Below are 21,798 nucleotides of genomic sequence, written 5' to 3' on the forward strand. Positions count from 1 at the left end.
GTTGAGCCGGCTGTCCGCTCGTTGTGCAACGAGCCGCCATACTGGCGAGCGGACAGCCAGTTCAACGCTGGCAGCCCGCCCCCGCCACCCTAAAAAAGCAGCGCCCGGCTTCTGCAAGAGAAACCGGGCGCTGCCAGGTAATAGAAACAGGCGCTAAAACACTTCTGCGCTAGCCGCTGATGGCGCGGAACAGCAGAAACAGCCCGCCGGCCAGCACCATCGTGACGGGCAGCGTGAGTACCCAAGCCAGGGCGATGCTGCGCACCATTTGGGGGTTTAGGTTTTTGATGCCGCGGTTGGCGACCATGCTGCCCGCGATGGCCGACGACAGCACGTGCGTGGTAGACGAGGGTAGGCTAAGCTGCGTGCTGGCCCCAATCATGAGGGCCGCTACCAGCTCGGAGCTGGCGCCCTGCGCGTAGGTGAGGTGTTCTTTGCCGATGCGCTCGCCAATGGTTTTCACGATGCGCTGCCAGCCCACCATGGTGCCGATGGCCAGCGACAGCGACACCATGAGCAGCACCGGCCAGGGCGCGTAGTCGGTGAAGGTCTTCATCTGGTCGATAGACTTGGTGTAGGTTTCGCGGTCGGCGGTGCTGAGGCTGAGGCTGGGCGAGCCGAGCAGCTTTTTGCCCCGGTTGGCCAGTAGTAGGATATCGCGGCGAATTTCGAAGCGGGCTTGCTCGGGCAGCTCTTCTACCTTGGTTTTGCCGGTGAATACGCGGTCGAGGTCAATGGTTTGGGCCTGCATCTCACTATACAGCTTCTGGTCGGCGGCGCTGAGCTCGGCTTTATTTACGCGGCCCATCACGTACTCTACCTTAGCCAGCGAATCGCGCAGGTCAAGGGGGTTCTTGGTGCTGTCGAGGGCAAAGTGCACGGGCACGATGCCAATGAGAATCAGCATGATGAGGCCCACGCCCTTCTGACCGTCGTTGGAGCCGTGGAAGAAGCTCACCAGCGTGCAGGTAGCGATGAGCGTGAGGCGGATGAAGAGGGGCGGGGGCTTGCGCTTGTGCGGCTCCTTAAAGATGGCCTTGCTCGGCGAAAAGCGCTTCAGCAAAAACATCATGATGATGGTGAGCGTGAAACCCAGCAGCGGGCCTAGTATCAGGGCCAGGCCGCTTTCGCCGGCTTTGCTCCAGTTCACGGCCGCGCCCTTGCCGCCGGGCAGCAGCGAAAACGCGATGCCCACGCCCAGAATGGAGCCGATGAGCGCGTGCGACGACGACGAGGGAATGCCGTAGTACCAGGTGCCGACGTTCCAGATAATGGCCGCCACGATGAGCGCGCCCACCATAGAAATGCCGTGGTACACGTTCTGGTCAATCAGGCTTTCGACGGGCAGCAGGTACACGATGCCCATCGCCACGCCAATGCCGCCGGCAAATACGCCGATGAAGTTCCAGAAGGCCGACCACACGACGGCCACCCAGGGCCGGAGCGTGTTGGTGTAGATAACGGTGGCCACGGCGTTGGCCGTGTCGTGAAACCCGTTCACAAATTCGAAGGCGCACGCTGCAAACAGACAAATGCCGAGCAGCAGCAAAACATGGGGTTCGAGTCCGAACATAAAATAAATGCCGAATGTGGGGAAAACCGGCTCACAAAATTAACAGGGCCTTCACCTACCGGCATGTTACCTAATCATTACCGCAGATTCAAACGGATTTTTAGGATTTAACGGGTACGCCTGCTGCGCAGGCTGGCTACTTGGGCGCAGGAGCAGCTGCGCCGGCTCTCTTTGGCTGGCCTCCCGGTTACTTAGTACTTATGTACCCATGGCAGCTATGCCGGCTTTTCGGGCTTGTTCAATCGGCTACCGCCGTGCGGCGTAAAAGTGCCTTTACCTACTCCAATAAAAGGTAGGCCGCAGGCCACCCTGCGCCCAAGTAGCCAGCCTGCGCAGCAGGCGTATCCGTTAAATCCTGAAAATCCGTTTGAATCTGCGGTCTAACTTTGCGCTTTATGAGCAAGCCCGCGTCTACTACCGCTACTGCTGAGAACACTCAGCTAAAAGATATTGTCGCCCACGCCAAGGAATACGGCTTCGTGTTCCAGTCGTCGGAAATCTACGACGGCCTCGCCGCCGTGTACGACTACGGCCCCAACGGCGTGGAGCTGAAGAATAATTTGAAAAGGCTGTGGTGGGAAGCTATGACCCAGCTGCACGGCAACGTAGTGGGCATCGACGCGGCCATCTTCATGGAGCCCCGCACCTGGGAAGCCAGCGGCCACGTAGCGGGCTTCAACGACCCGCTCATCGATAACCTCGACAGCAAAAAGCGCTACCGTGCCGACGTGCTGGTAGAGGAAAAAGCCGCCGAGTACGAGCGCGCCGGCGACCCGGCCCGCGGCGCGGCCCTGACGGCCGAGCTCGGCCGGTTGCTCACCGAAAATGACCTGGCGGGCGTGAAGCAGCTCATCATTGATGAGAAAATAACCTGCCCCATCTCCGGCACTGCCAAGTGGACCGACGTGCGCCAGTTCAACCTGATGTTCTCGACCCAGGGCTCGGCCGTGGACTCGGATGCGCCGCCCGTGTACCTGCGCCCCGAAACGGCCCAGGGTATTTTCGTGAACTTCCTGAACGTGCAGAAGTCGGCCCGGATGAAAATCCCGTTCGGCATCGCCCAGATTGGCAAGGCGTTCCGCAACGAGATTGTGGCCCGGCAGTTCATTTTCCGCATGCGCGAGTTTGAGCAGATGGAAATGCAGTTCTTCGTGCGCCCCGGCACCGAAGGCGAGTGGTACGACACCTGGAAAGCCGCCCGCCGCCGCTTCCACGAGGCCATTGGCCTGCCGGCCGAGAAGCTGCGCTTTCACGACCACGACAAGCTGGCCCACTACGCCAAGGCCGCCGTGGACATCGAGTTTGAGTTTCCCTTCGGCTTCAAGGAAATCGAGGGCATCCACTCGCGCTCCGACTTCGACCTGACCCAGCACCAGAACCTGAGCCGCAAAAAGCAGCAGTACTTCGACAACGACGTAAACCCCGAAACCGGCAAGCCCTACGGCAACTACGTGCCCTACGTGGTCGAAACCTCGGTAGGGGCCGACCGCCTGTTTTTGGCCACCATGTGCCAGGCGTTCCAGGAAGAAACCATCACGGAAGGCGAAGGCGAGGAGCAAACCACCAAAACCCGCACCTTCCTGAAGCTGCATCCGGCGGTGGCGCCCATCAAGGCCGCCATTTTCCCGCTGGTGCGCAAGGACGGCATGCCCGAAAAAGCCCAGGAAATATTCGACAGCCTGCGCTTCGATTTCCGCTTGGTGATTGAGGACAAGGACGCCATCGGCAAGCGCTACACCCGCCAGGACCTCATCGGCACGCCCTTCTGCATCGTGGTCGACGGCCAGACGCTCGAAGACAACACCGTGACCGTGCGCGACCGCGACACCCGCGCCCAGGTGCGGATGCCGATTAGCGAGCTGCGCGGCTACATCGGCGAGAAGGTGAGCTTCAAAACGGTATTTGAGAAGCTGTAGCTTACGCGACAACGCTTGGCCGGAACTCTGCGCGCAGCTAATTGGCTTTCGACTATGCAAGTACTGACGAAGCGTGCGCTCCGGGAGTTCGGCCTACTGCATCCCGATGTAGCGGCCGATATCCTGGATTGGTTTGACGCGGTGGAAGCCGCCGACTGGGAAAACGGCGCGGCGGTGCGGGCTTTTGACCGCACCGCCGACTATGTCGGGGGCGACCGCTGGGTATTTAACCTGCGCCGCAACCGCTACCGGCTGGTCGTCCGCATTTTCTTCCCGGCGCGCCAAGTGTACGTGCGCTTCATCGGTACCCACGCCGACTACGACCGTATTGCCGATATCACCACCATCTAGCCAGCGTTGTTATGGAACTCAACACCGAAGCCGACTACCAACAATCGCTGCGCCGCCTAGAGTATCTGCTTGACCACGAGCCCGCTAATCTGAGTGAGATAACGGCGCTGGGTAATGCGGTCAACACCTACGAAAACGAAAATGGCCATCGGCCATTACCGCCTAACTCACTCGTTGCTCGCCTGGAGCGCGAACGCCTGGAGCGCCAATTGAGCGACCAGCAGCTGGCCGACCTGCTCGGTATCAGCCAGAAAAACCTACGCGCCGTACTGAACGGCCAACAACCGATTGACTTAGACCTGGCTAAGCGCTTGCATAGCCAGCTGGGTATTCCGGGCGACTTCATTCTGGAGGCTGCCTAGGCCTGTTTAAGTCAAATCAGGTTACGTAGCACCTTACCCTAACCGCTTATGTGGGGACATATCGCCCTCTTTATCATCAAGTACCGCAGCTGGCTGCTGGGACTGATTGCGCTTTCGACCGTATACATGGCCTGGGTGGCCAAAGACGTGCAGATGACCTACGACTTTGCGCAGGTCGTGAGCCCGAAGGACCCGGACATGGTGTACTTCCAGCAGTTCAAAAAAACCTTCGGCGAGGATGGCAACATTTTGGTGGTAGGGATGCAGGATAGCGGGGTGTACCAGCTGAAAAACTTTCGGCAGTACGACCAGCTGGCCGAAGACCTGGTGAAAGTGCAGGGCGTGACGGGCGTGCTGGGGATTCCTAAACTCATTAACATTGAGAAGGATACCATCAATAACAGCTTCGCCACGGCTCCGGTATTTAAAACCCCGCCCACCAACCAGGCGCAGCTCGATTCGCTGATGCGGGTCGTGAACGGCATTGAGTTTTACAAGGGCCAGGTAATAGCGCCGCGCACCGGGGCCACGCTGCTGGCCATTACTCTTGACCCCACGTTCCTGAACTCCAACAAGCGGGGCGCGGTGATGGATAACATCTTGGCTAACACCGAGAAGTTTGAAAAAGATACCGGCATCAAGCTGCACTACGCGGGCCTGCCCTACGTGCGCTCGACCATGACGAGCAAGGTATCGGCTGAAATGAAATTCTTCGCCGGGCTGATGGTGGTGGTGATGGCCGCCATTCTGTTCGTGTTTTTCCGCACGTGGTCGGCGGTGGTGGTGCCGCTGCTGGTCGTCATCATCGTGATGATATGGTGCGTGGCCAGCATCGTGCTGCTGGGCTTCAAGATAAACTTGCTCACGGGCTTGATACCATCTATCCTGGTGGTTATCAGCGTGCCCAACTGCACGTACCTGCTCTCGCGCTACCACTTCGACTACCGCAAATCAGGCAACCAGATACTGGCCATGACGCGGGTGGTGCGCAAAATCGGCCTCATCACGCTGGTGAACAACACGACCACGGCCATCGGCTTTTTCGTGTTCACCTTCACCGATATCGCCATTCTGTATCAGTTTGGGCTGGTGGCCACGATTAACATTTTCATCGCCTTCATCATCAGCTTCATCATGATTCCGGCGGTGTTTACCTACCTGCCGGGGCCGAGCGAAAAGCAGCTGGAGCACCTCGATTCGAAGCCGCTGGTGGGCATCGTCCACTTCCTCGACTTCATCGTGTTGCGGCGGCGGCGCACCATTTACATCACGGCGGCGGTGCTGGTAGGGCTGTCGGCTATCGGCATTTCGCGCATTGAGGCCGTGTCGTACATGGTTGATGACTTGCCTAAGAAGAGCTCGGTAAACGAGGATTTGAGCTTCTTCGAAGCCCGTTTTGGGGGCGTGATGCCGCTGGAATTTGTAGTAGATACCAAGCAGCCCAAGGGCCTGCTGAAGCTGCCCAACTTGCAGAAAATCGACCAGTTCGACAAGTTCCTGCAAGCGCAGCCTGAGCTATCGACCCCGCTCAGCATGGTTACCTTCCTGAAGGCGGCCAAGCAGGCGTTTTACAACGGCAACCCCGATTTCTACAAGCTGCCGGATAACGACGATAAAAACTTCATCCTGAGCTACCTGGCCAACTCGCAGGGCAAGGGTAAGAACTCGACCAGCAAGTTGCTGAAAACCTTCGTGGACAGCACCCAGCAGCGCGCCCGCATCAGCGTTAAAATCGCCGACATTGGCTCGCACAAGCTCGATACGCTGGTTAATAAACGCATCGAGCCGGCCATCAAGCGCATCTTCGGCGGCACTAACATGGAGGTGCGCCGCACGGGCACGACGGTCATTTTCACCAAGGGCAACGAGTACGTAATCGGCACGCTGGGCGAAAGCCTGATGTGGGCGTTCGGGCTGGTGTCGGTAGTAGTGCTACTGCTATTTCACTCGGTACGCACCATCTTCTACGCGCTGGTACCCAATATCTTGACCCTAACCCTGACGGCGGGGGTGATGGGCTACTTCGGCATTGCTTTGAAGCCTAGCACGGCGCTCATCTACGTCATTGCCCTGGGCATTGATGGCGACAACTCTATTCACTTGTTGGCCAAGTTCCGGCAGGAGATGGCGATGGCGGGCCGCAGCGTGAGCGAGGCCATTACCAACACGCTGGCCGAGGCGGGCACGAGTATGTTTTACACTAGCATCGTGTTGTTTATCGGGTTCAGTATCTACGGGTTCAGCGAGTTTGGCGGCACCAAGGCGCTGGGCGTGCTCATGGGCGCGTCGCTGCTGATTACCAACTTCTCGAACCTGGTCTTCCTGCCCGCGATGCTCGTTACCTTCGAGCGCGGCGGTAGCTGGCACACGCCCAAAACGGCCCTTGTGCACCACTACGACGAGAACTACCACGAGGAAGATGACGATATCGACCAGAACTTGCAGCGCCTGAGCGTGGAGCAAGCCAAGCCGACGAAGACGACTTAATTAATTTGCTCGTCACTCGTGAACCTCACCCCCTAGCCCCCTCTCCAAAAAAGAGGGGGGACTAAAACTAGAATCTAGAATTAGAAGCTAGTTCCCCCTCTTTTTTGGAGAGGGGGCTAGGGGGTGAGGTTCACGAGCGGCGAGTACTAGAACACAAAGCCAACAGCTAGCAGCCAAAAGCCAATAGCTAACAACACAATGACTTACCCCGAATACAAGCAGCCGCTCGACTACGCCAAGCTCGCCAACGACGTGCGGGCCTACTGGGACGCTAACGGCATCTTCGAGAAAAGCGTGAGCAGCCGCGAGGGCCAGCCCACGTTCGTGTTTTACGAGGGCCCGCCCTCGGCCAACGGCCAGCCCGGCATCCACCACGTGATGGCGCGGGCGGTGAAGGATATCTTCTGTCGCTACCAGACGCAGCTCGGCAAGCAGGTGCCTCGCAAGGGCGGCTGGGACACCCACGGCCTGCCCATCGAGCTGCAAGTAGAAAAGGAGCTGGGCATCACGAAGGAGGATATCGGCCACAAAATCAGCGTGGAAGACTACAACCAGCGCTGCCGCGAAACCGTGATGCGCTTCAAGGCGCAGTGGGACGAGCTGACCCAGCAAATGGGCTACTGGGTGGACCTCGACGACCCCTACATCACCTTCGAGCCCGCGTACATCGAGAGCTGCTGGGCGCTGCTCAAGAAGCTCTACGACAAGGGTTTTCTCTATAAAGGCTACACCATTCAGCCCTACTCGCCGGCCGCCGGCACCGGCCTCAGCTCGCACGAGCTGAACCAACCTGGCACGTACAAGGACGTGAAAGACACGACCATTGTGGCGCAGTTTAAGGTGGTGCGCGACGAGAAGTCGGAGAAGCTGTTTGCCAGCGGTGGCGAAGGAAATACATACATCCTGGCCTGGACAACCACGCCGTGGACGCTGCCCGCCAACACGGGCCTGGCGGTAGGGAAAAACATCCCCTACGTGCTGATTTCGACCTTCAACCCGTACACCGCCGCGCCCATTCGGGTAGTGCTGGCAAAGGCGTTGGTAAGCAAATATTTCTCGGAAAAAGGCGCGGCCGCGCCTTTTGAAGGCTATGCTGAAGGCGACAAGAAGGTGCTGCCGTGGCGCATCGAAACCGAGTTTACGGGTGCTGATTTAGTCGGCATCCACTACGAGCGTCTGTTTGGCCTAGAAGCTGGCTTTCCGCACTTCGAAGGCGAGGAAAACGCATTCCGCGTTATCGTAGGTGACTTTGTGACGACGGAGGACGGCACGGGTATCGTGCATATCTCGCCCACGTTTGGCGCGGATGACTTCCGGGTAGCGCAGCTCAACGGCATCCCCGCGCTGCTAGTGCCCGACAAGGACGACCCCAATAAGAAGGTGCCTGTCGTGGACCGCACGGGCCGCTACGTGGCCGAGATGGGCGAGTTTGGCGGCCGTTGGGTGAAGAACTACGACGGCCACGACCAGAGCGGCGCTGACTATAAAACGCTGGACGAGAGCATCGCCATCCGGATGCGGACCAACGGCACGGCCTTCAAAACCGAGAAGTACGAGCACACCTACCCGCACTGCTGGCGCACCGACAAGCCGGTGCTCTACTACCCGCTCGACTCGTGGTTTATCAAGACCACGGCGGTGAAAGACCGGCTCATTGAGCTCAACAAAACCATCAACTGGAAGCCCGAAAGTACCGGCACCGGCCGCTTCGGCAACTGGCTCGAAAACCTGGTGGACTGGAACCTCAGCCGCTCGCGCTACTGGGGCACGCCGCTGCCCATCTGGCGCACTCAGGACCGCACCGAGGAAATCTGCATCGGCTCGATTGCGGAGCTGAAAACGGAGATTGATAAGGCCGTAGCGGCCGAAGTCATGACTCACAACCCATACGCCAACGGCGAAAAAATCGACCTGCACCGACCGTATGTCGATGATATTTTCCTCGTTTCGCCCAGCGGCCAGCCCATGTACCGCGAGCCCGACCTCATCGATGTGTGGTTTGACTCGGGCGCGGTGCCGTATGCGCAGTGGCATTATCCGTTTGAGAACCAAGAGGTTTTTGCCAAGAACTTTCCCGCCGATTTCATCGCCGAAGGCGTAGACCAGACGCGCGGCTGGTTTTTCACCCTGCACGCCCTGGCCGTGATGCTGGAAGACTCGGTGGCTTTCAAAAACGTGATTGCCAATGGCTTGGTGCTCGACAAAAACGGCAACAAGATGAGCAAGCGCCTCGGCAACGCCGTGGACCCGTTTGACACGATTGCCAAGTATGGCCCCGATGCCACGCGCTGGTACATGATTGCTAATTCCTCGCCCTGGGACAACCTCAAGTTCGACCAGGCCGGCATCGTGGAGGCGCAGCGCAAGTTCTTCGGCACGCTGTACAACACGTACTCGTTCTTCGCGCTCTACGCCAACCTCGATGGCTTCCAGCAAGGCAGCACGCCCAGCGTGCCGGTGGCCGAGCGCACCGAGCTCGACCGCTGGATTCTGAGCAAATTGCAGAGCCTGCTGGCCGAAGTGCGTGGCCATTTCGACAGCTACGACCCCACGAAAGCCGCCCGCGCCGTGCAGGATTTCGTGACCGACCAGCTCTCCAACTGGTACGTGCGCCTCTCGCGCCGCCGCTTCTGGAAAGGCGAGCTAACTACCGACAAACAAGCTGCTTACGAGACGCTGCACGAGTGCCTTAGCACCGTGGCGCAGCTCATGGCGCCCATCGCGCCCTTCTTCGCCGACTGGCTCTACGGCAACCTCACAGGAGTTTTGAGTTCTGAGTTAGGAGTTAAGAGTGAAGCACAACAACTCAAAACTCAAAACTCAGAATCCAAAACTCACCCCGAGTCGGTCCACCTGACCTACCTGGCTGAGGCCGATACCTCGCTCATCGACAAGGCCTTGGAAGAGCGCATGGAGCTGGCCCAGCGCATCAGTTCGCTCACGCACTCGCTGCGCAAGAAGTCGGTGCTGAAGGTGCGCCAGCCGTTGCAGCGTATCCTGGTGCCGGTGCTCAACGGCTCTACCAAGGAGCAAGTTGGCTTAGTGGAAGACCTGATTTGCGCTGAGGTCAATGTGAAGCACGTGGAGTTTTTGGACGATACGAGCGGCGTGTTGGTAAAGTCGGTGAAGCCCAATTTCAAGCGCTTGGGGCAGGTGTACGGCCCGCGTTTGAAGGCCGTAGGGGCTCGCATCCAAACGCTGACCAGCGACGAGCTGAGCCAGCTGGAAAAGCAAGGCGAGCTGGCCGTGGAAGTAGAGGGCGAAGCCCTCACGCTGCACCTCGATGAGGTCGAAATCCGCACCCAGGACCTGCCCGGCTGGCTGGTCGCCACCGACGGCCCGCTCACCGTGGCCCTCGACGTGACGCTCACCGAAGAGCTACGCCAGGAAGGCCTGGCCCGCGAGCTCGTCAATCGCCTCCAGAACCTGCGCAAAGACTCGGGCCTCGAAGTACAGGACCGCATCCAGGTGACCCTGGCCAGTAGCGCGCCCGCCGAGCTGCAAGCCGCTGTGGCCGCCTTCGGCGACTACATCCGCGAGGAAGTGCAGGCCCTGCGCCTCGACTTTGTGCCCGAAGTAGCCGGCGGCGCGGTGCTGGAGTTTGACGACTTCTCGGTGCCCGCCAAAGTAGACGTAGTAACTGCCTGATGCTGAGCGACCCGTCCGCTGCCTGAACAGCGGGCGGGTTTTCTTTCGCACAAAGCTTGCCTCCCGCCGTTTTAAATTGGTCCTGAAGCCTGATAATTCGGTATAAAACAGTACAAGGTAATTCCAGTTTCATCAGTGCAGACAGCGCAATCCCATGCTTCCACTTATGCTTCGCCGCGGCGGGGAAGCGTAGTACCTTTTTTCCTGTTGGCGCTGTTCGTTATCGGCCTCGACCAACTCTCCAAATACCTAGTGCACACGCACATGCGGATAGGGGAGGAGATACCGCTCATCGGCAACGCGCTCAAGCTGCTGTATACTACCAACCCCGGCATGGCCTTCGGGGTGGAGCTACCGCCGCCGTATGGCAAGCTGCTGCTCACGGGCTTCCGGCTGCTGGCTGTGGGTGGGCTCAGCTACTACATCGTGCATTTGTGGCGCACCCGCGCGCCTAAGGGCTTTATCGCCTGCATGGCGCTCATTTTGGGCGGCGCGGTGGGCAACCTCATCGACTCCATTTTCTACGGCGTGCTATACCACAACGCGCCGGCCGGCTCACCGTCGCAATGGCTTTATGGCCAAGTGATTGATATGATAAACGTGCCTATCTACCAGGGCGTTTACCCCAGCTGGGTGCCCGTGGTGGGCGGGCAGTACACGAACGGCTTCCCGATTTTCAACATTGCCGATTCGTCTATTTTCATCGGCGTAGCGTTGATTCTACTATTGCAAGGCCGCTTCTTCAAAGAGCAGGAGACGCCTCGGGAAGCGGATACTGAGCCGACGGATTCGTTGCGTTGAGGTTGTCTACTAGTTGATATTCAGAGGGCGATTGTCATTGGGAGTTAGCTCCTAATGACAATCGCCCTCTATCATTTGTAGGCGGGTGTAGAGACGCATCTTTGCGTCTCTCGTCCGGCGAGCCTAGCAACGACGAGACGCAAAGATGCGTCTCTACATCCGCTCTCGCTTAAAGCCTAACTAGCTCTTAGGTAGTCAACTAGCAACTAAGTAATCATCCGTGTCAATCAGTTCACCATTAGCTACTCCCGAGCCACTAGTGCGCCCCTTGGCGCGCCAAAGCAGCGTGCTACCCTACTTCCTGCTGGCGCTGTTGGTAATAGCTATCGACCAGCTTTCTAAATATCTGGTGCATACGCACATGACGCCAGGAATGCCAGGCGAAATACCACTAGTCGGGCACTGGCTGAAACTCCACTACACGCTCAACCCCGGCATGGCTTTCGGGGTGGAGCTGCCGCCGCCCTATGGCAAGCTGCTACTCACGGGCTTCCGGCTGCTGGCTGTGGGTGGGCTCGGCTACTACATCGTGCATTTGTGGCGCAGCCGGGCGCACCGGGGCTTTATTGCCTGCATGGCGCTCATTTTGGGCGGTGCGGTGGGCAATTTGATTGATTCTATCTGCTACGGCGTGGTGTACGGTAATGCGCCGGCGGGCTCGCCCAGCAAGTGGTTTTTTGGGCAGGTGATTGACATGATTTACGTGGATATCTACGAGGGCTTCGTGCCCGCCGCCTGGCCGCTGGTGGGCGGCAAATACGTGTCGCTGTGGCCGATTTTTAACATCGCCGATTCGTCTATTTTCGTGGGCGTGGCGCTGATACTGCTGCTGCAAGGCCGCTTCTTCAAGCCCACCGGCCCGCCGGCTTCAGAGCTTGCCTAGTAAACTTGCGGCGCGGGAGATTCCCGCGCCGCTTCTTTTTGCCCCATGCCCTTACTTTCTGTTCAAGACCTGACCATCGACTTTCACTCGCAGCGCGGGCACACGCGGGCCGTGGCGGGCGTGTCGCTGGAGGTGAGCAGGGGCGAGGTGGTGGCCATTGTGGGCGAGTCGGGCTCGGGCAAGTCGGTGACTTCGCTGGCACTATTGGGGCTGCTGGCCAAGCCCGCCGCCCACCTCGAGAGCGGCGTGGCCCGCTTCGCGTCGGAGAAGCTGGGCGAGGTCGATTTGCTGAAGCTCTCCGAAAAAGAATTGCAGCAGGTGCGGGGCAACGACATCAGCATGATTTTTCAGGAGCCGATGACCTCGCTGAACCCGGTGCTGACATGCGGCTACCAGGTAGTAGAAGCGCTATTATTGCATACTTCGCTGAGCAAGCAGGCGGCCGAAGCACGCACCATCGAGCTATTCACCGAAGCGCAGCTGCCGCGCCCGACGCAAATCTTCAAGAGCTACCCGCACGAAATCAGCGGCGGCCAAAAGCAACGCGTGATGATAGCGATGGCCATGGCCTGCCGCCCGGCCCTACTCATCGCCGACGAGCCTACCACGGCGCTCGACGTGACGGTGCAGGCGCGCATCTTGCAGCTCATCCGCGACCTGCGGCGCGAGCACAACACGGCCGTGCTCTTCATCACGCACGACCTCGGCGTGGTGGCCGAGATTGCCGACCGCATCCTAGTAATGTACCGCGGCCGGGTGGTGGAGCAAGGTACGGTGCTCGACATCTTCACTAATCCGCAGCACCCCTACACCAAGGGGCTACTGGCTTGCCGGCCGCACCTATCCATCGGCAAGGCGCGGCTGCCGGTGGTGGCCGATTTTATGGCGACCGATGCAGCCGGAAATCTGGTGGCGCGGGCCGGTGGGGGAGGGGAGGAGCCGCTTCAACCCTCGCCCACGCAGTTACGGACTAATTCTGATACTTCCAAAACGTTCCCCGTGGAACAAAATTTACGTTCCACGGCAGTTCAACCGTTGCTGCAAGTCGAAAACCTGCGCGTATACTTCCCCATTCGCAAAGGATTTTTTGCGCGCACCACCGACTTCGTGAAGGCGGTCGATGAGGTCAGCTTCACCATCTACCCCGGCGAAACGGTGGGCCTCGTGGGCGAGTCGGGCTGCGGCAAGACTACGCTCGGCCGCACCCTGCTCCGCCTCACGGAACCAACGGCCGGCCGCATCCTATTTGAAGGCACGGACCTCGCGGCGCTGCCCAGCGGCGAATTGCGCCATCGGCGGCGCGAGTTTCAACTGGTGTTTCAGGACCCCTACGCGGCCCTCAACCCGATGCTCACCGTGGGCGAAGCCATCCTGGAACCGTTGCGGGTGCATGGGGTAGGCGGCTCGCGGGCCGAGCAAAAGGCGCGGGTGCGCGAGCTACTCCGCACGGTGGGCTTGAGTGAGGATGCCGAGCAGCGTTACCCGCACGAGTTCAGCGGCGGGCAGCGCCAGCGCATTTGCATTGCGCGGGCGCTGGCTTTGCGGCCCAAGCTCATCGTGTGCGACGAGTCGGTGTCGGCACTCGATGTGAGTGTGCAGGCGCAGGTGCTCAATCTGCTCAACGACCTCAAACGCGACTTAGGCATTACCTACCTCTTCATCACGCACGACTTGTCGGTGGCCCGCTTCATGAGCGACCGCCTACTGGTGATGAGCCAGGGCCGCATCGTGGAAAGCGGTCCGGCGGCCGAGGTCTACGCCCATCCGCAAAACCCATATACGCAGCAGCTGCTGGCCGCCATCCCAAGCGACGACCCCGCCCGCATCGCGGCGCGGGTGCAGCTGTAGAAAGGAGTAGCACTTCGTTTCGCATGAGGGCAGTTCATCAAGTGGCATCGGCTTCGTGTATGACCAACTCGCCGCCCGCGAAACGGAGTGCCACTCCGTTTTACAAAACCCTACTCTATGTATTTTATCTACCCCTGCCTGCCCTACCAACCGCGCACCGTTGACCCGATGTGGGCGCCGGAGTACGAGTGGGCGCGGGCGCAGGGGCTGGCTACTGGGCTGGTCGATATGGATAATGACAAAGTCTGTTTTCCGACTCCGGCCCGGCCAACGCTGGCGCTGTATCGGGGCTGGATGCTGACCGCCGTCGAGTACGAGCAGCTAGCCCGCTTGCTGCCGCTGGCCGTATCGCCGGCTGAATATCTTTCTTCTCACCACGCTACTGGCTGGTACGAGAACGTGGCTGATTACACCTTCCCAAGCCGCTTTCTGACGGGGCCGGCTGCGCTGGACTTCGCCGCTAGTCGGTGCTATTTCGTGAAGGGCTTGGTGAAGTCGTTCGATAAAGATTCGGTGCTGACGAGCCAGCAGCAGCTAGCGGGCTTTTGGCAGCAGCACGAACTGCCAGTGGGCACGCCGCTTTTCGTGCGCGATTTCGTGGAGTTGAAACCTGATTCGGAGCGCCGCTTTTTTGTGGTGTATGGGCAGGCCTTTGGAACTGGGGGCGCGCTGCTACCTGAGTCGCTGCTAGCGGCATTGGTGGCGCTACGGCCCCGGCTCTTTTACTCGTTCGATGTGGCCGAAACGTTGGCTGACCAGCCGGTGTTGGTATAGGTCGGCGACGGGCAGGTGTCGGACCTAAAGGAATGGGCGGTGGCCGAATTTGGTAGCCGGGTGCTGCGAGCATTGGCCGAGGCTAACGATATGTCGTAAAGTGTTGTTGAATTTTAGGGCGCTTCTTTGCAGCGCCTTGCTCCGATATAAGGGGCACCGTCGGGCTCCAGCCCGATGTATCTACTCTAAATTTCTCACCAAGCTGGAGCTTGGTGTTACGCTTGCCGCCTTCGTCAATCTTACATCAAGCTGTCTGGCGGCCGTCTTTACCCAATTCATGAAAAACCCAAAAGACCCCGCTGCCCCCCGCGCCGCTCGCGCGAAGGCAGCCCCCGCCGCCAAGGCCGCTCCTGTTTCCAAGATTGCGGCTGCTGCGGCTACTATCGAGCAGGACGTGGTGTACCGGCAGTTTGCCGATAACCCCGGCAAGGTGCTGGCCTATCGCCAACTCTCGCGCCGGCTCGGCATCACGACCAAAGTGCAGCGCGAGCAACTGTTTGCCCACCTCAAAGAACTGAAGGAAGCCGGCCGCCTGGAGCTGCTTCAAAACGACGACTACCGGCTGGCCAACCCCACCGACCTACAAGTAGCCGCCGCTGCGCCCAAGGGCCGGAAAATCGCCAAAAAAGCGGTAACCCAGGCCGCCGCGCCGGCCATTTTGCCGGAAGAAGAATTTGGCCAGGACCCCATTATTCACCGCCGCCGCTCGGCGGGCTTCGACCACGTGGGCGACGGCCCCGACCGGCCCCGCCGCGATAGCAATACCGTCATTGGCACGGTGTCGCTGGCCACGCCGCGCTTTGCCTTCGTGGTGCGCGAGGATGGCGAGGGCGACGACATTCGCGTCTTCACCGACCAGCTGCGCTACGCCCTTGATGGCGACCTGGTGCGAGTGCACCTGCGCGGCATCCGCGATGGGCGCCTGACTGGCGACGTGGTGGAAGTGCTGAAGCGGCAGCGCGTGGAAGTGGTGGGCCGCTTGCAGCTGCACGGCTCCATCGGCTTCGTGAAGCCCGACAACCGCAAGTCGTATTTCGACGTGATGGTGACGCCCGAGGGGCTGGCCGATTCGCGCAACGGCGACAAGGTGCTGGTGCGCATCAGCGAGTTTCCTGACCACGAGGGGCAGGGCCGCAACCCAGTCGGCACCATCGTGCGCAACTTCGGCGCGGCCGGCGAAAACGAGGCTGAGATAAACGCCATTATGGCCGAGTTCGGGTTGCCGTTCGAGTTTCCGAGCGCGGTGGAGGAGGAGGCTGAGGCCATCCCGACTACCATCTCCAAAGAGGAAATTGCCAAGCGCCGCGACTTCCGCGACGTGCTCACCTTCACCATCGACCCGGCCGACGCCAAGGATTTTGACGACGCGCTCAGCCTGCGGACGCTGGAGAACGGGCACTACGAAGTGGGCGTGCACATCGCCGACGTGACCCACTACGTGCGCATCGGTACTGAGCTGGAGCGCGAGGGCAAGCACCGTGCTACCTCGGTGTACTTGGTAGACCGGGTGATTCCGATGCTGCCCGAAAACCTCTCCAACGGCCTCTGCTCGCTGCGGCCCAATGAGGACAAGCTGACCTTCTCGGCGGTGTTTGAAATCGATGAGAAGGGCAAAATTCACGAGTCGTGGTTTGGCAAAACCATCATTCACTCCGACCGCCGCTTTAGCTACGAGGACGCGCAGGAGCGCATCGAAACCGGCGAGGGCGACCTGGCCGAAGAGGTGAACCTGCTCAACCGGCTGGCCAAGCAGCTGTCGGCGGCGCGCTTCAAGAAGGGCGCGATTTCGTTCGAAACGCAGGAGGTGAAGTTCAAGCTGGGCGAGGACGGCAAGCCGCTCGGCGTGTACGTGAAGGAGCGCAAGGACGCGCACAAGCTCATCGAGGAGTTTATGCTGCAAGCCAACAAGGGCGTAGCCGAGTACGTCTTCAACAAGCGCAAAACCAAGCCGCGCCTCACGATGGTGTACCGCACCCACGATGCGCCTGACCCCGACCGCCTCGAAAACTTCGCGCTGTTTGCCCAGAAGTTCGGCCACAAGCTGAACTTGGCCAATCCCAAAAAAGTCAGCACCGAGCTCAACAAGCTCAGCGAAGACGTGGTGGGCCGGCCCGAGCAAAACGTGATTCAGGGCCTGGCCATCCGGTCGATGTCGAAGGCCATTTATACCACCGAGCCGCTCGGGCACTTCGGGCTGGCCTTCGCGCACTACTCGCACTTCACCTCGCCCATCCGCCGCTACCCCGACATGATGGCCCACCGCCTGCTGGAGCACTACCTCAACGGCGGCAAGAACGTGCCTTCCGAAGCGGTAGAGGAGGAGTGCAAGCACTCGTCGGCCCGCGAGAAACTGGCCGCCAATGCCGAGCGCGCCAGCATCAAATACAAGCAGGTCGAGTACATCGGCGCGCACATCGGCGAGCAGTTTACGGGGGTGGTATCGGGCCTCACCGAGCGCGGCATCTACGTCGAAATTGAGGCCAACAAGTGCGAGGGCATGGTGCGGATTTCCGACATTCCCGGCGACACCTGGGAGCTCGACAAGGACAACTACCGCCTGGTAGGGCGCGGCTCGAAGCGCATCATTCAGTTCGGCGACGAGTTGCAAGTAGTAGTGACCTCGGCTAACCTGCTCGACCGCACCATCGACATGGAGCTGGTTGACGACCGCCCCGAGCACATCAAGCAGCGCGAGCGCGCCGAGCGCGAAGCCGGCCGTGCCAGCCGCGGCGGTGGCTACCGCGGCGACAAAAACGGCAAGAGCAGCGGCAAAGGTGGTAGCTCGCGCGGCGGCTCTGGTAGCAGTGGCGGCCGGGGTGACAAGGGCGGCAAGCGGCGGCGGTAGCGCCGCCGCCGGGGAACCTTACCCCCAACCCCCTCTCCAAAAAAGAGGGGGAGCCTAACGCCAACTTTAGAGGAGCAGAGAAGGGCTTGTAGCAACGCTGCAAGCCCTTCTCTTTTTGAACTGCATCCACCAACGTCCGGCTCCCCCTCTTTTTTGGAGAGGGGGTCGGGGGGTGAGGTTCCCCGGCGGCGAGCTAACAACCTACCTTTGCGCCCGTGCAAACCGACCTCTCTTCTCTCTTAAATCAAGCCCTTACCGAGCTCGATTATGGCCAGCAACCGGCCGCCCTCTACGACCCCATTCGCTATATCATGGGCCTTGGCGGCAAGCGCCTGCGGCCCCTGCTCACGCTGCTCGGCGGCCAGCTGTTCACTGATGAGCTGGCCCCGCTGGTGAAGCCCGCCCTGGCCACCGAGGTCTTCCACAACTTCACGCTGGTGCACGACGACCTCATGGACCACGCCCCGCTGCGGCGCGGCCAGCCCACCGTGCACGAGAAATGGAACGCCAGCACCGCCATCCTCTCGGGCGATGTGATGCTAGTACGGGCCTACGAATTGCTCTTTGATGTGCCCGCCGCCGTGCTGCCCCAGGTGCTGCGCCGCTTCTCGCAGACCGCCGCCGAGGTGTGCGAGGGTCAGCAGTGGGACATGAATTTTGAGACCGAAACCACCGTCACTATCCCGCAGTACCTCGACATGATTCGGCTGAAAACGGCCGTGCTCCTCGGCTTCGCCCTTGAGCTGGGGGCCGTGCTGGCTGGCGCTTCGGCCGATGATGCCGAGTACCTGCGGCAGTTTGGTACCGATATCGGGCTAGCTTTTCAGCTGCGCGACGACCTGCTCGACGTGTACGGAGATGCCGCTACCTTCGGCAAGCGGGTGGGGGGCGACATCATTTCCGACAAGAAAACCTTCCTGCTCCTCACCGCCCAGGCCCAGGCCGACGCCGCCCAACAGGCGGCCCTGGCGCAGCACATCGGCCAGCCCGTAGCCGATGCCGAGGCCAAGGTAGCCGCCGTGCGCGGCGTGTACGACGAGCTCAACATTCGCCCCCAAACTGAGGCACTCATTAACCAATACTTCGAGGATGCACTGCTGCACCTTGACCGTATCGGCGTGCCGGCGGCCCGCAAGGAGCCGCTGCGCCGGCTGGCCTTGCAGCTACTGGAGCGCGAGTCGTAGGCGCGTAGGGTAAGCTTTAGCTTGCCAGACGGCCCATTTCCTTTCACTGGCAAGCTAAAGCTTACCCTACATTTTATGCATCTCAACCCGATTCTCATTCTGGTCGGCCTCACCGTGGCCGTCTCGGCCTACGCCTGGTCGAACCAGGAACTGCTGCACAACTGGATACTCGACCCCTACCAGATGCACCGGCGTGGGGGGCAGTGGTACCGCTTCCTCACCTCCGGCTTCTTGCACGCCGACTGGGCGCATTTGCTCTTCAACATGTTCGCCTTTTACTCGTTCAGCCCCGTGGTGTTGGGCAACCTGGGCGCGCAGTACGGGCCGGAGGTGGGCGTGGGCTTGTTTCTGCTGCTGTACCTGGGCGGCATCATCGTATCCGATATTCCCACCTACCTGCGCCACCGCGATACGCCCGGCTACCGCAGCCTCGGGGCGTCGGGCGGGGTAGCGTCGGTGCTTTTTGCCAGTATCCTACTGTTTCCGGTGGCGCCAAAGGGGCAGGGCATTACCATTTTTCCATTTACAGATTTCCCCATTCAGCCGTTCCTGTTTGGCTTTCTGTACCTGATGTACTCGTACTACATGGGCCGCCGCCGGGGCGATAACATCAACCACGACGCCCATTTTTACGGGGCGCTGTTCGGGGTGGTGCTCATTGCTGGGCTGATACCGGGCGCGCTGCCGTTTTTCGGGCAACAAATCCAGGGGTATTTAGGTAATATACTGTAAATAAGTATATTAAGTGAGAAAGGTATCTTATTTAGATGATGTGCGTACAAATCCGCACAAACACCTTCTACTAAAACACCACTCTCATGCGCCAGCTCCGTTCTTTCTCCGACCGCCTGCCCGTTCTCCTCACTTTGCTGCTGCCGCTGCTGTTACTCACGGCCAGCTGCAGCCGCTTCAATGCCGATGGTAGCCTCGCCCCGTGGGGCCTGCTGCTGCTGGCGCTCGACATCTGGGCTTTCATCAGCATCTTCGGCCAGCCCTGGGACATTGGCAAGAAGCTGCTGTGGGCTGCCATCGTGTTCTTCTTCCCGCTCGGCGGCCTGCTCATCTACTACTTCTTCGGCCGCAGCCGCTAGTCGTTGACCATAAGCTGAAAACGAAAACGGCCCCTTCGCTACCAGCGGGGGGCCGTTTTTTGTTGTGGATTGTCTATGAAATCTTCCGAAGGCAATTGTTATGCTGAGCGCAGCGAAGCATCTCTATCGCACCGTTGGGCAGCTTGGATGAAGCGATTATCATGCTGAGCGCAGCGAAGTATGATAATCGCCTTCTTAGCCGGCTCCGTAGACTAAGCCAGTAGCAGCGGCTAGCTGCCACCCATCAGCTTCTGCTTCTCCAGCCGCGCCACGTGCTTCAGCAGTTCGCCGGTGTTGGTGATTTCATTGGCTTGCCAATGGCCATCGGCCTGCTTGCGAAGCTTCACCTCTAGCACCATCGTGGTGTCGAATTTGGGCTGCGTGAATTCCAAGCCGACCCGCGCCTCATCGCCCTCTTCGGTGGTGTATTTGATGCCTTTGAATTTACTGTCGGCCCCCACCACGCGGCCCGCGAGGCCGGTGAAAGAGAGGTTGACCAGGCGCTTGGGCGCGGCGGCGTTGGCGGCCTCCAGAGAGCCGGTCTGCACGTAGCGTTTTATTTCGGCGTGGGCGGCCTTGGTGAGCTGCGGTTTGAGCAGACGTAGCGCGCCCTGCATCGCAAAGCGCCCGCCCGGCACCAGCATCCCCACTACCGAGCCTTGGCTGGCCACATCATCGACGAGGTGGCCGGTGAGCGCGTCCACGTCCACGTAGCGCTCGAAGGTAGCCAGGTCGTGCGTTTGGGTGGCCGCCGCCGCCTGCATCAGCGCGTAGCTCGGCCCCGATTTCAGCGAGCTGTAGTAGTAATAGCCGCCCGCCACCACGGCGATAAGCAGCACCAGCAATACCAGTTTTTTCATGTGAGTAGGCCGCGGAGCGGCAGTGAGAACAGCGTAAAATTACCAGTCCGAGGCAGCCCGCCCGGCCCGCGCGGCGAATATTCTGCCGGCGGCTTTTCTGCGTATAGCCGCTCATGTATACTCAACCTGCTGCCCGCGCCCGGCCCGAAGTACACGGCCACCGGGGCTGCCGGGGCTTGCTCCCCGAAAATACCTTGCCCGCTTTCCAGCACGCGCTGGCCCTGGGCGTCGACGCGCTGGAACTCGACGTCGTCGTGTCGCAGGACCATGAGGTCGTAGTGTCTCACGAGCCCTGGCTGTCGGCCCGGCTCGGGCGCGGCCCGCAGGGCGAGATTATCGACCCCGCCCATGAGCGCAACTATAACCTCTACCAGCTGCCTTATGCTAACATCCGGCAGTGCGCGGTGGGGGAATGGGCGCACCCCGATTTTCCGGCGCAGCAGCCTGTGCCCAGCCACCGCCCGCTGCTGCGCGAGGTGCTGGTTCAGGCCGAAGCGGCGAGCCGCCAGGCCGTGCGCTACTCCGTCGAAATCAAGAGCAGCCCCGAGGGCGACGACCTTTTTCACCCCGCGCCATCGGTGTTCGTGGGCCTAGTGCTAGCCGAGTTGCGAGTGGCCGGCGTGCTCGCCCGCACTACGCTCCTCAGCTTCGACCCGCGCGTGCTGCAAGCTGCCCGGCAGGCGCAGCCCGACCTTGCGCTGTGCCTGCTCCTCGAAGACTACCTGCCTCCGGTGTCGGAATTATTTGCTGAGCTAGGCTTCGAGCCCGCTACGCTTGGCCCGGATTTTCGCCTGCTGTCAGCCCCCCTGGTACAGGCCATCCGGGCGGCGTACCCGGCCCTGCGCCTGGTGCCGTGGACTGTAAACGAGCCCGCCGACCTGCGCCTGGTTTGGGGCTGGGGCGTGGACGGCATCACCACCGACTACCCCGACCGCCTGCTCGCGCTGCTCAATCAAGTGTAAAGCGGGTGTCCGGCCGCGCTACGTGCTTTAACCCTCCACCCGGGCTGTTTTTGGGCTGTTAGGCTGGGTTTATAGGTTAAATTGTTGCAAACTATTCAAAGTGGTAGACTTGGCAGATGTTGCGTGATACAATGATTGTCTTTGTAACAGCAGCAGTGTAACGACCTGATTGTCCATTTGCTTCGTTACAGCTGATTGTATCATCGGCGCTTT

The 21,798-nt window shown here is 60.2% G+C and carries 16 protein-coding genes; 14 read left to right on the forward strand and 2 right to left on the reverse strand.

What is annotated here, in order from left to right:
• Positions 1-169: 169 nt before the first annotated feature.
• Entirely contained in the window at positions 170-1,573 is a 1,404-nt protein-coding gene (locus VFO93_RS07570) for an inorganic phosphate transporter (protein WP_325133748.1), read from the reverse strand.
• Between the two features lie 395 nt (positions 1,574-1,968).
• On the opposite strand from VFO93_RS07570, the gene VFO93_RS07575 reads away from it, so the two are divergent.
• The 13 genes from VFO93_RS07575 (at position 1,969) to VFO93_RS07635 (ending at position 19,763) form a co-directional block, all read left to right on the forward strand.
• Complete coding sequence (locus VFO93_RS07575; protein WP_325133749.1) at positions 1,969-3,489, forward strand: glycine--tRNA ligase; 1,521 nt, start codon at positions 1,969-1,971, stop codon at positions 3,487-3,489.
• A 54-nt stretch (positions 3,490-3,543) separates the two neighbouring features.
• Positions 3,544-3,840: a type II toxin-antitoxin system HigB family toxin gene (locus tag VFO93_RS07580; protein WP_325133750.1), complete on the forward strand. Its 297-nt coding sequence runs from the start codon at positions 3,544-3,546 to the stop codon at positions 3,838-3,840.
• Positions 3,841-3,851: 11 nt separating this feature from the next.
• A complete protein-coding gene (locus VFO93_RS07585) occupies positions 3,852-4,202 on the forward strand; it encodes a helix-turn-helix domain-containing protein (RefSeq protein ID WP_325133751.1) in 351 nt (116 codons plus the stop codon).
• Positions 4,203-4,250: 48 nt separating this feature from the next.
• Entirely contained in the window at positions 4,251-6,689 is a 2,439-nt protein-coding gene (locus VFO93_RS07590; RefSeq protein ID WP_325133752.1) for an efflux RND transporter permease subunit, read from the forward strand.
• 198 nt (positions 6,690-6,887) lie between these two features.
• Positions 6,888-10,337, forward strand: a complete 3,450-nt coding sequence (gene ileS / locus VFO93_RS07595; protein ID WP_325133753.1) for an isoleucine--tRNA ligase — start codon at positions 6,888-6,890, stop codon at positions 10,335-10,337.
• A gap of 207 nt (positions 10,338-10,544) precedes the next feature.
• The gene (locus VFO93_RS07600) at positions 10,545-11,138 is read left to right on the forward strand and encodes a lipoprotein signal peptidase (RefSeq protein WP_325133754.1); all 594 of its coding nucleotides are present in this window, start codon (positions 10,545-10,547) and stop codon (positions 11,136-11,138) included.
• Positions 11,139-11,397: 259 nt separating this feature from the next.
• Entirely contained in the window at positions 11,398-12,021 is a 624-nt protein-coding gene (locus VFO93_RS07605) for a lipoprotein signal peptidase (RefSeq protein ID WP_325133755.1), read from the forward strand.
• A 45-nt stretch (positions 12,022-12,066) separates the two neighbouring features.
• Positions 12,067-13,869, forward strand: coding sequence for an ABC transporter ATP-binding protein (locus VFO93_RS07610; protein WP_325133756.1), 1,803 nt, complete (start codon positions 12,067-12,069; stop codon positions 13,867-13,869).
• A 117-nt stretch (positions 13,870-13,986) separates the two neighbouring features.
• Entirely contained in the window at positions 13,987-14,643 is a 657-nt protein-coding gene (locus VFO93_RS07615; protein ID WP_325133757.1) for a hypothetical protein, read from the forward strand.
• A 277-nt stretch (positions 14,644-14,920) separates the two neighbouring features.
• Positions 14,921-17,488: a ribonuclease R gene (gene rnr / locus VFO93_RS07620; RefSeq protein WP_325133758.1), complete on the forward strand. Its 2,568-nt coding sequence runs from the start codon at positions 14,921-14,923 to the stop codon at positions 17,486-17,488.
• Positions 17,489-17,703: 215 nt separating this feature from the next.
• Entirely contained in the window at positions 17,704-18,672 is a 969-nt protein-coding gene (locus VFO93_RS07625) for a polyprenyl synthetase family protein (RefSeq protein ID WP_325133759.1), read from the forward strand.
• A 75-nt stretch (positions 18,673-18,747) separates the two neighbouring features.
• Complete coding sequence (locus tag VFO93_RS07630; RefSeq protein WP_325133760.1) at positions 18,748-19,404, forward strand: rhomboid family intramembrane serine protease; 657 nt, start codon at positions 18,748-18,750, stop codon at positions 19,402-19,404.
• 86 nt (positions 19,405-19,490) lie between these two features.
• A complete protein-coding gene (locus tag VFO93_RS07635) occupies positions 19,491-19,763 on the forward strand; it encodes a PLD nuclease N-terminal domain-containing protein (RefSeq protein ID WP_325133761.1) in 273 nt (90 codons plus the stop codon).
• A gap of 230 nt (positions 19,764-19,993) precedes the next feature.
• On the opposite strand, the gene VFO93_RS07640 is transcribed toward VFO93_RS07635, so the two are convergent.
• The gene (locus tag VFO93_RS07640; protein WP_325133762.1) at positions 19,994-20,623 is read right to left on the reverse strand and encodes a hypothetical protein; all 630 of its coding nucleotides are present in this window, start codon (positions 20,621-20,623) and stop codon (positions 19,994-19,996) included.
• Positions 20,624-20,736: 113 nt separating this feature from the next.
• On the opposite strand from VFO93_RS07640, the gene VFO93_RS07645 reads away from it, so the two are divergent.
• Complete coding sequence (locus tag VFO93_RS07645; RefSeq protein ID WP_325133763.1) at positions 20,737-21,585, forward strand: glycerophosphodiester phosphodiesterase family protein; 849 nt, start codon at positions 20,737-20,739, stop codon at positions 21,583-21,585.
• Positions 21,586-21,798 lie beyond the last annotated feature (213 nt).

The organism is Hymenobacter sp. (assembly GCF_035709525.1).
Lineage (GTDB): Bacteria > Bacteroidota > Bacteroidia > Cytophagales > Hymenobacteraceae > Hymenobacter.

What these genes read in the sequence shown, in the direction of transcription:
- VFO93_RS07580 (WP_325133750.1), top strand. Translation starts at nt 3,544, where the DNA reads ATGCAAGTACTGACGAAGCGTGCGCTCCGGGAGTTCGGCCTACTGCAT.
- VFO93_RS07610 (WP_325133756.1), top strand. Translation starts at nt 12,067, where the DNA reads ATGCCCTTACTTTCTGTTCAAGACCTGACCATCGACTTTCACTCGCAG.
- VFO93_RS07645 (WP_325133763.1), top strand. Translation starts at nt 20,737, where the DNA reads ATGTATACTCAACCTGCTGCCCGCGCCCGGCCCGAAGTACACGGCCAC.
- VFO93_RS07615 (WP_325133757.1), top strand. Translation starts at nt 13,987, where the DNA reads ATGTATTTTATCTACCCCTGCCTGCCCTACCAACCGCGCACCGTTGAC.
- rnr (WP_325133758.1), top strand. Translation starts at nt 14,921, where the DNA reads ATGAAAAACCCAAAAGACCCCGCTGCCCCCCGCGCCGCTCGCGCGAAG.
- VFO93_RS07590 (WP_325133752.1), top strand. Translation starts at nt 4,251, where the DNA reads ATGTGGGGACATATCGCCCTCTTTATCATCAAGTACCGCAGCTGGCTG.
- VFO93_RS07575 (WP_325133749.1), top strand. Translation starts at nt 1,969, where the DNA reads ATGAGCAAGCCCGCGTCTACTACCGCTACTGCTGAGAACACTCAGCTA.
- VFO93_RS07635 (WP_325133761.1), top strand. Translation starts at nt 19,491, where the DNA reads ATGCGCCAGCTCCGTTCTTTCTCCGACCGCCTGCCCGTTCTCCTCACT.
- VFO93_RS07585 (WP_325133751.1), top strand. Translation starts at nt 3,852, where the DNA reads ATGGAACTCAACACCGAAGCCGACTACCAACAATCGCTGCGCCGCCTA.
- VFO93_RS07570 (WP_325133748.1), bottom strand. Translation starts at nt 1,573, where the DNA reads ATGTTCGGACTCGAACCCCATGTTTTGCTGCTGCTCGGCATTTGTCTG.
- VFO93_RS07640 (WP_325133762.1), bottom strand. Translation starts at nt 20,623, where the DNA reads ATGAAAAAACTGGTATTGCTGGTGCTGCTTATCGCCGTGGTGGCGGGC.
- ileS (WP_325133753.1), top strand. Translation starts at nt 6,888, where the DNA reads ATGACTTACCCCGAATACAAGCAGCCGCTCGACTACGCCAAGCTCGCC.
- VFO93_RS07630 (WP_325133760.1), top strand. Translation starts at nt 18,748, where the DNA reads ATGCATCTCAACCCGATTCTCATTCTGGTCGGCCTCACCGTGGCCGTC.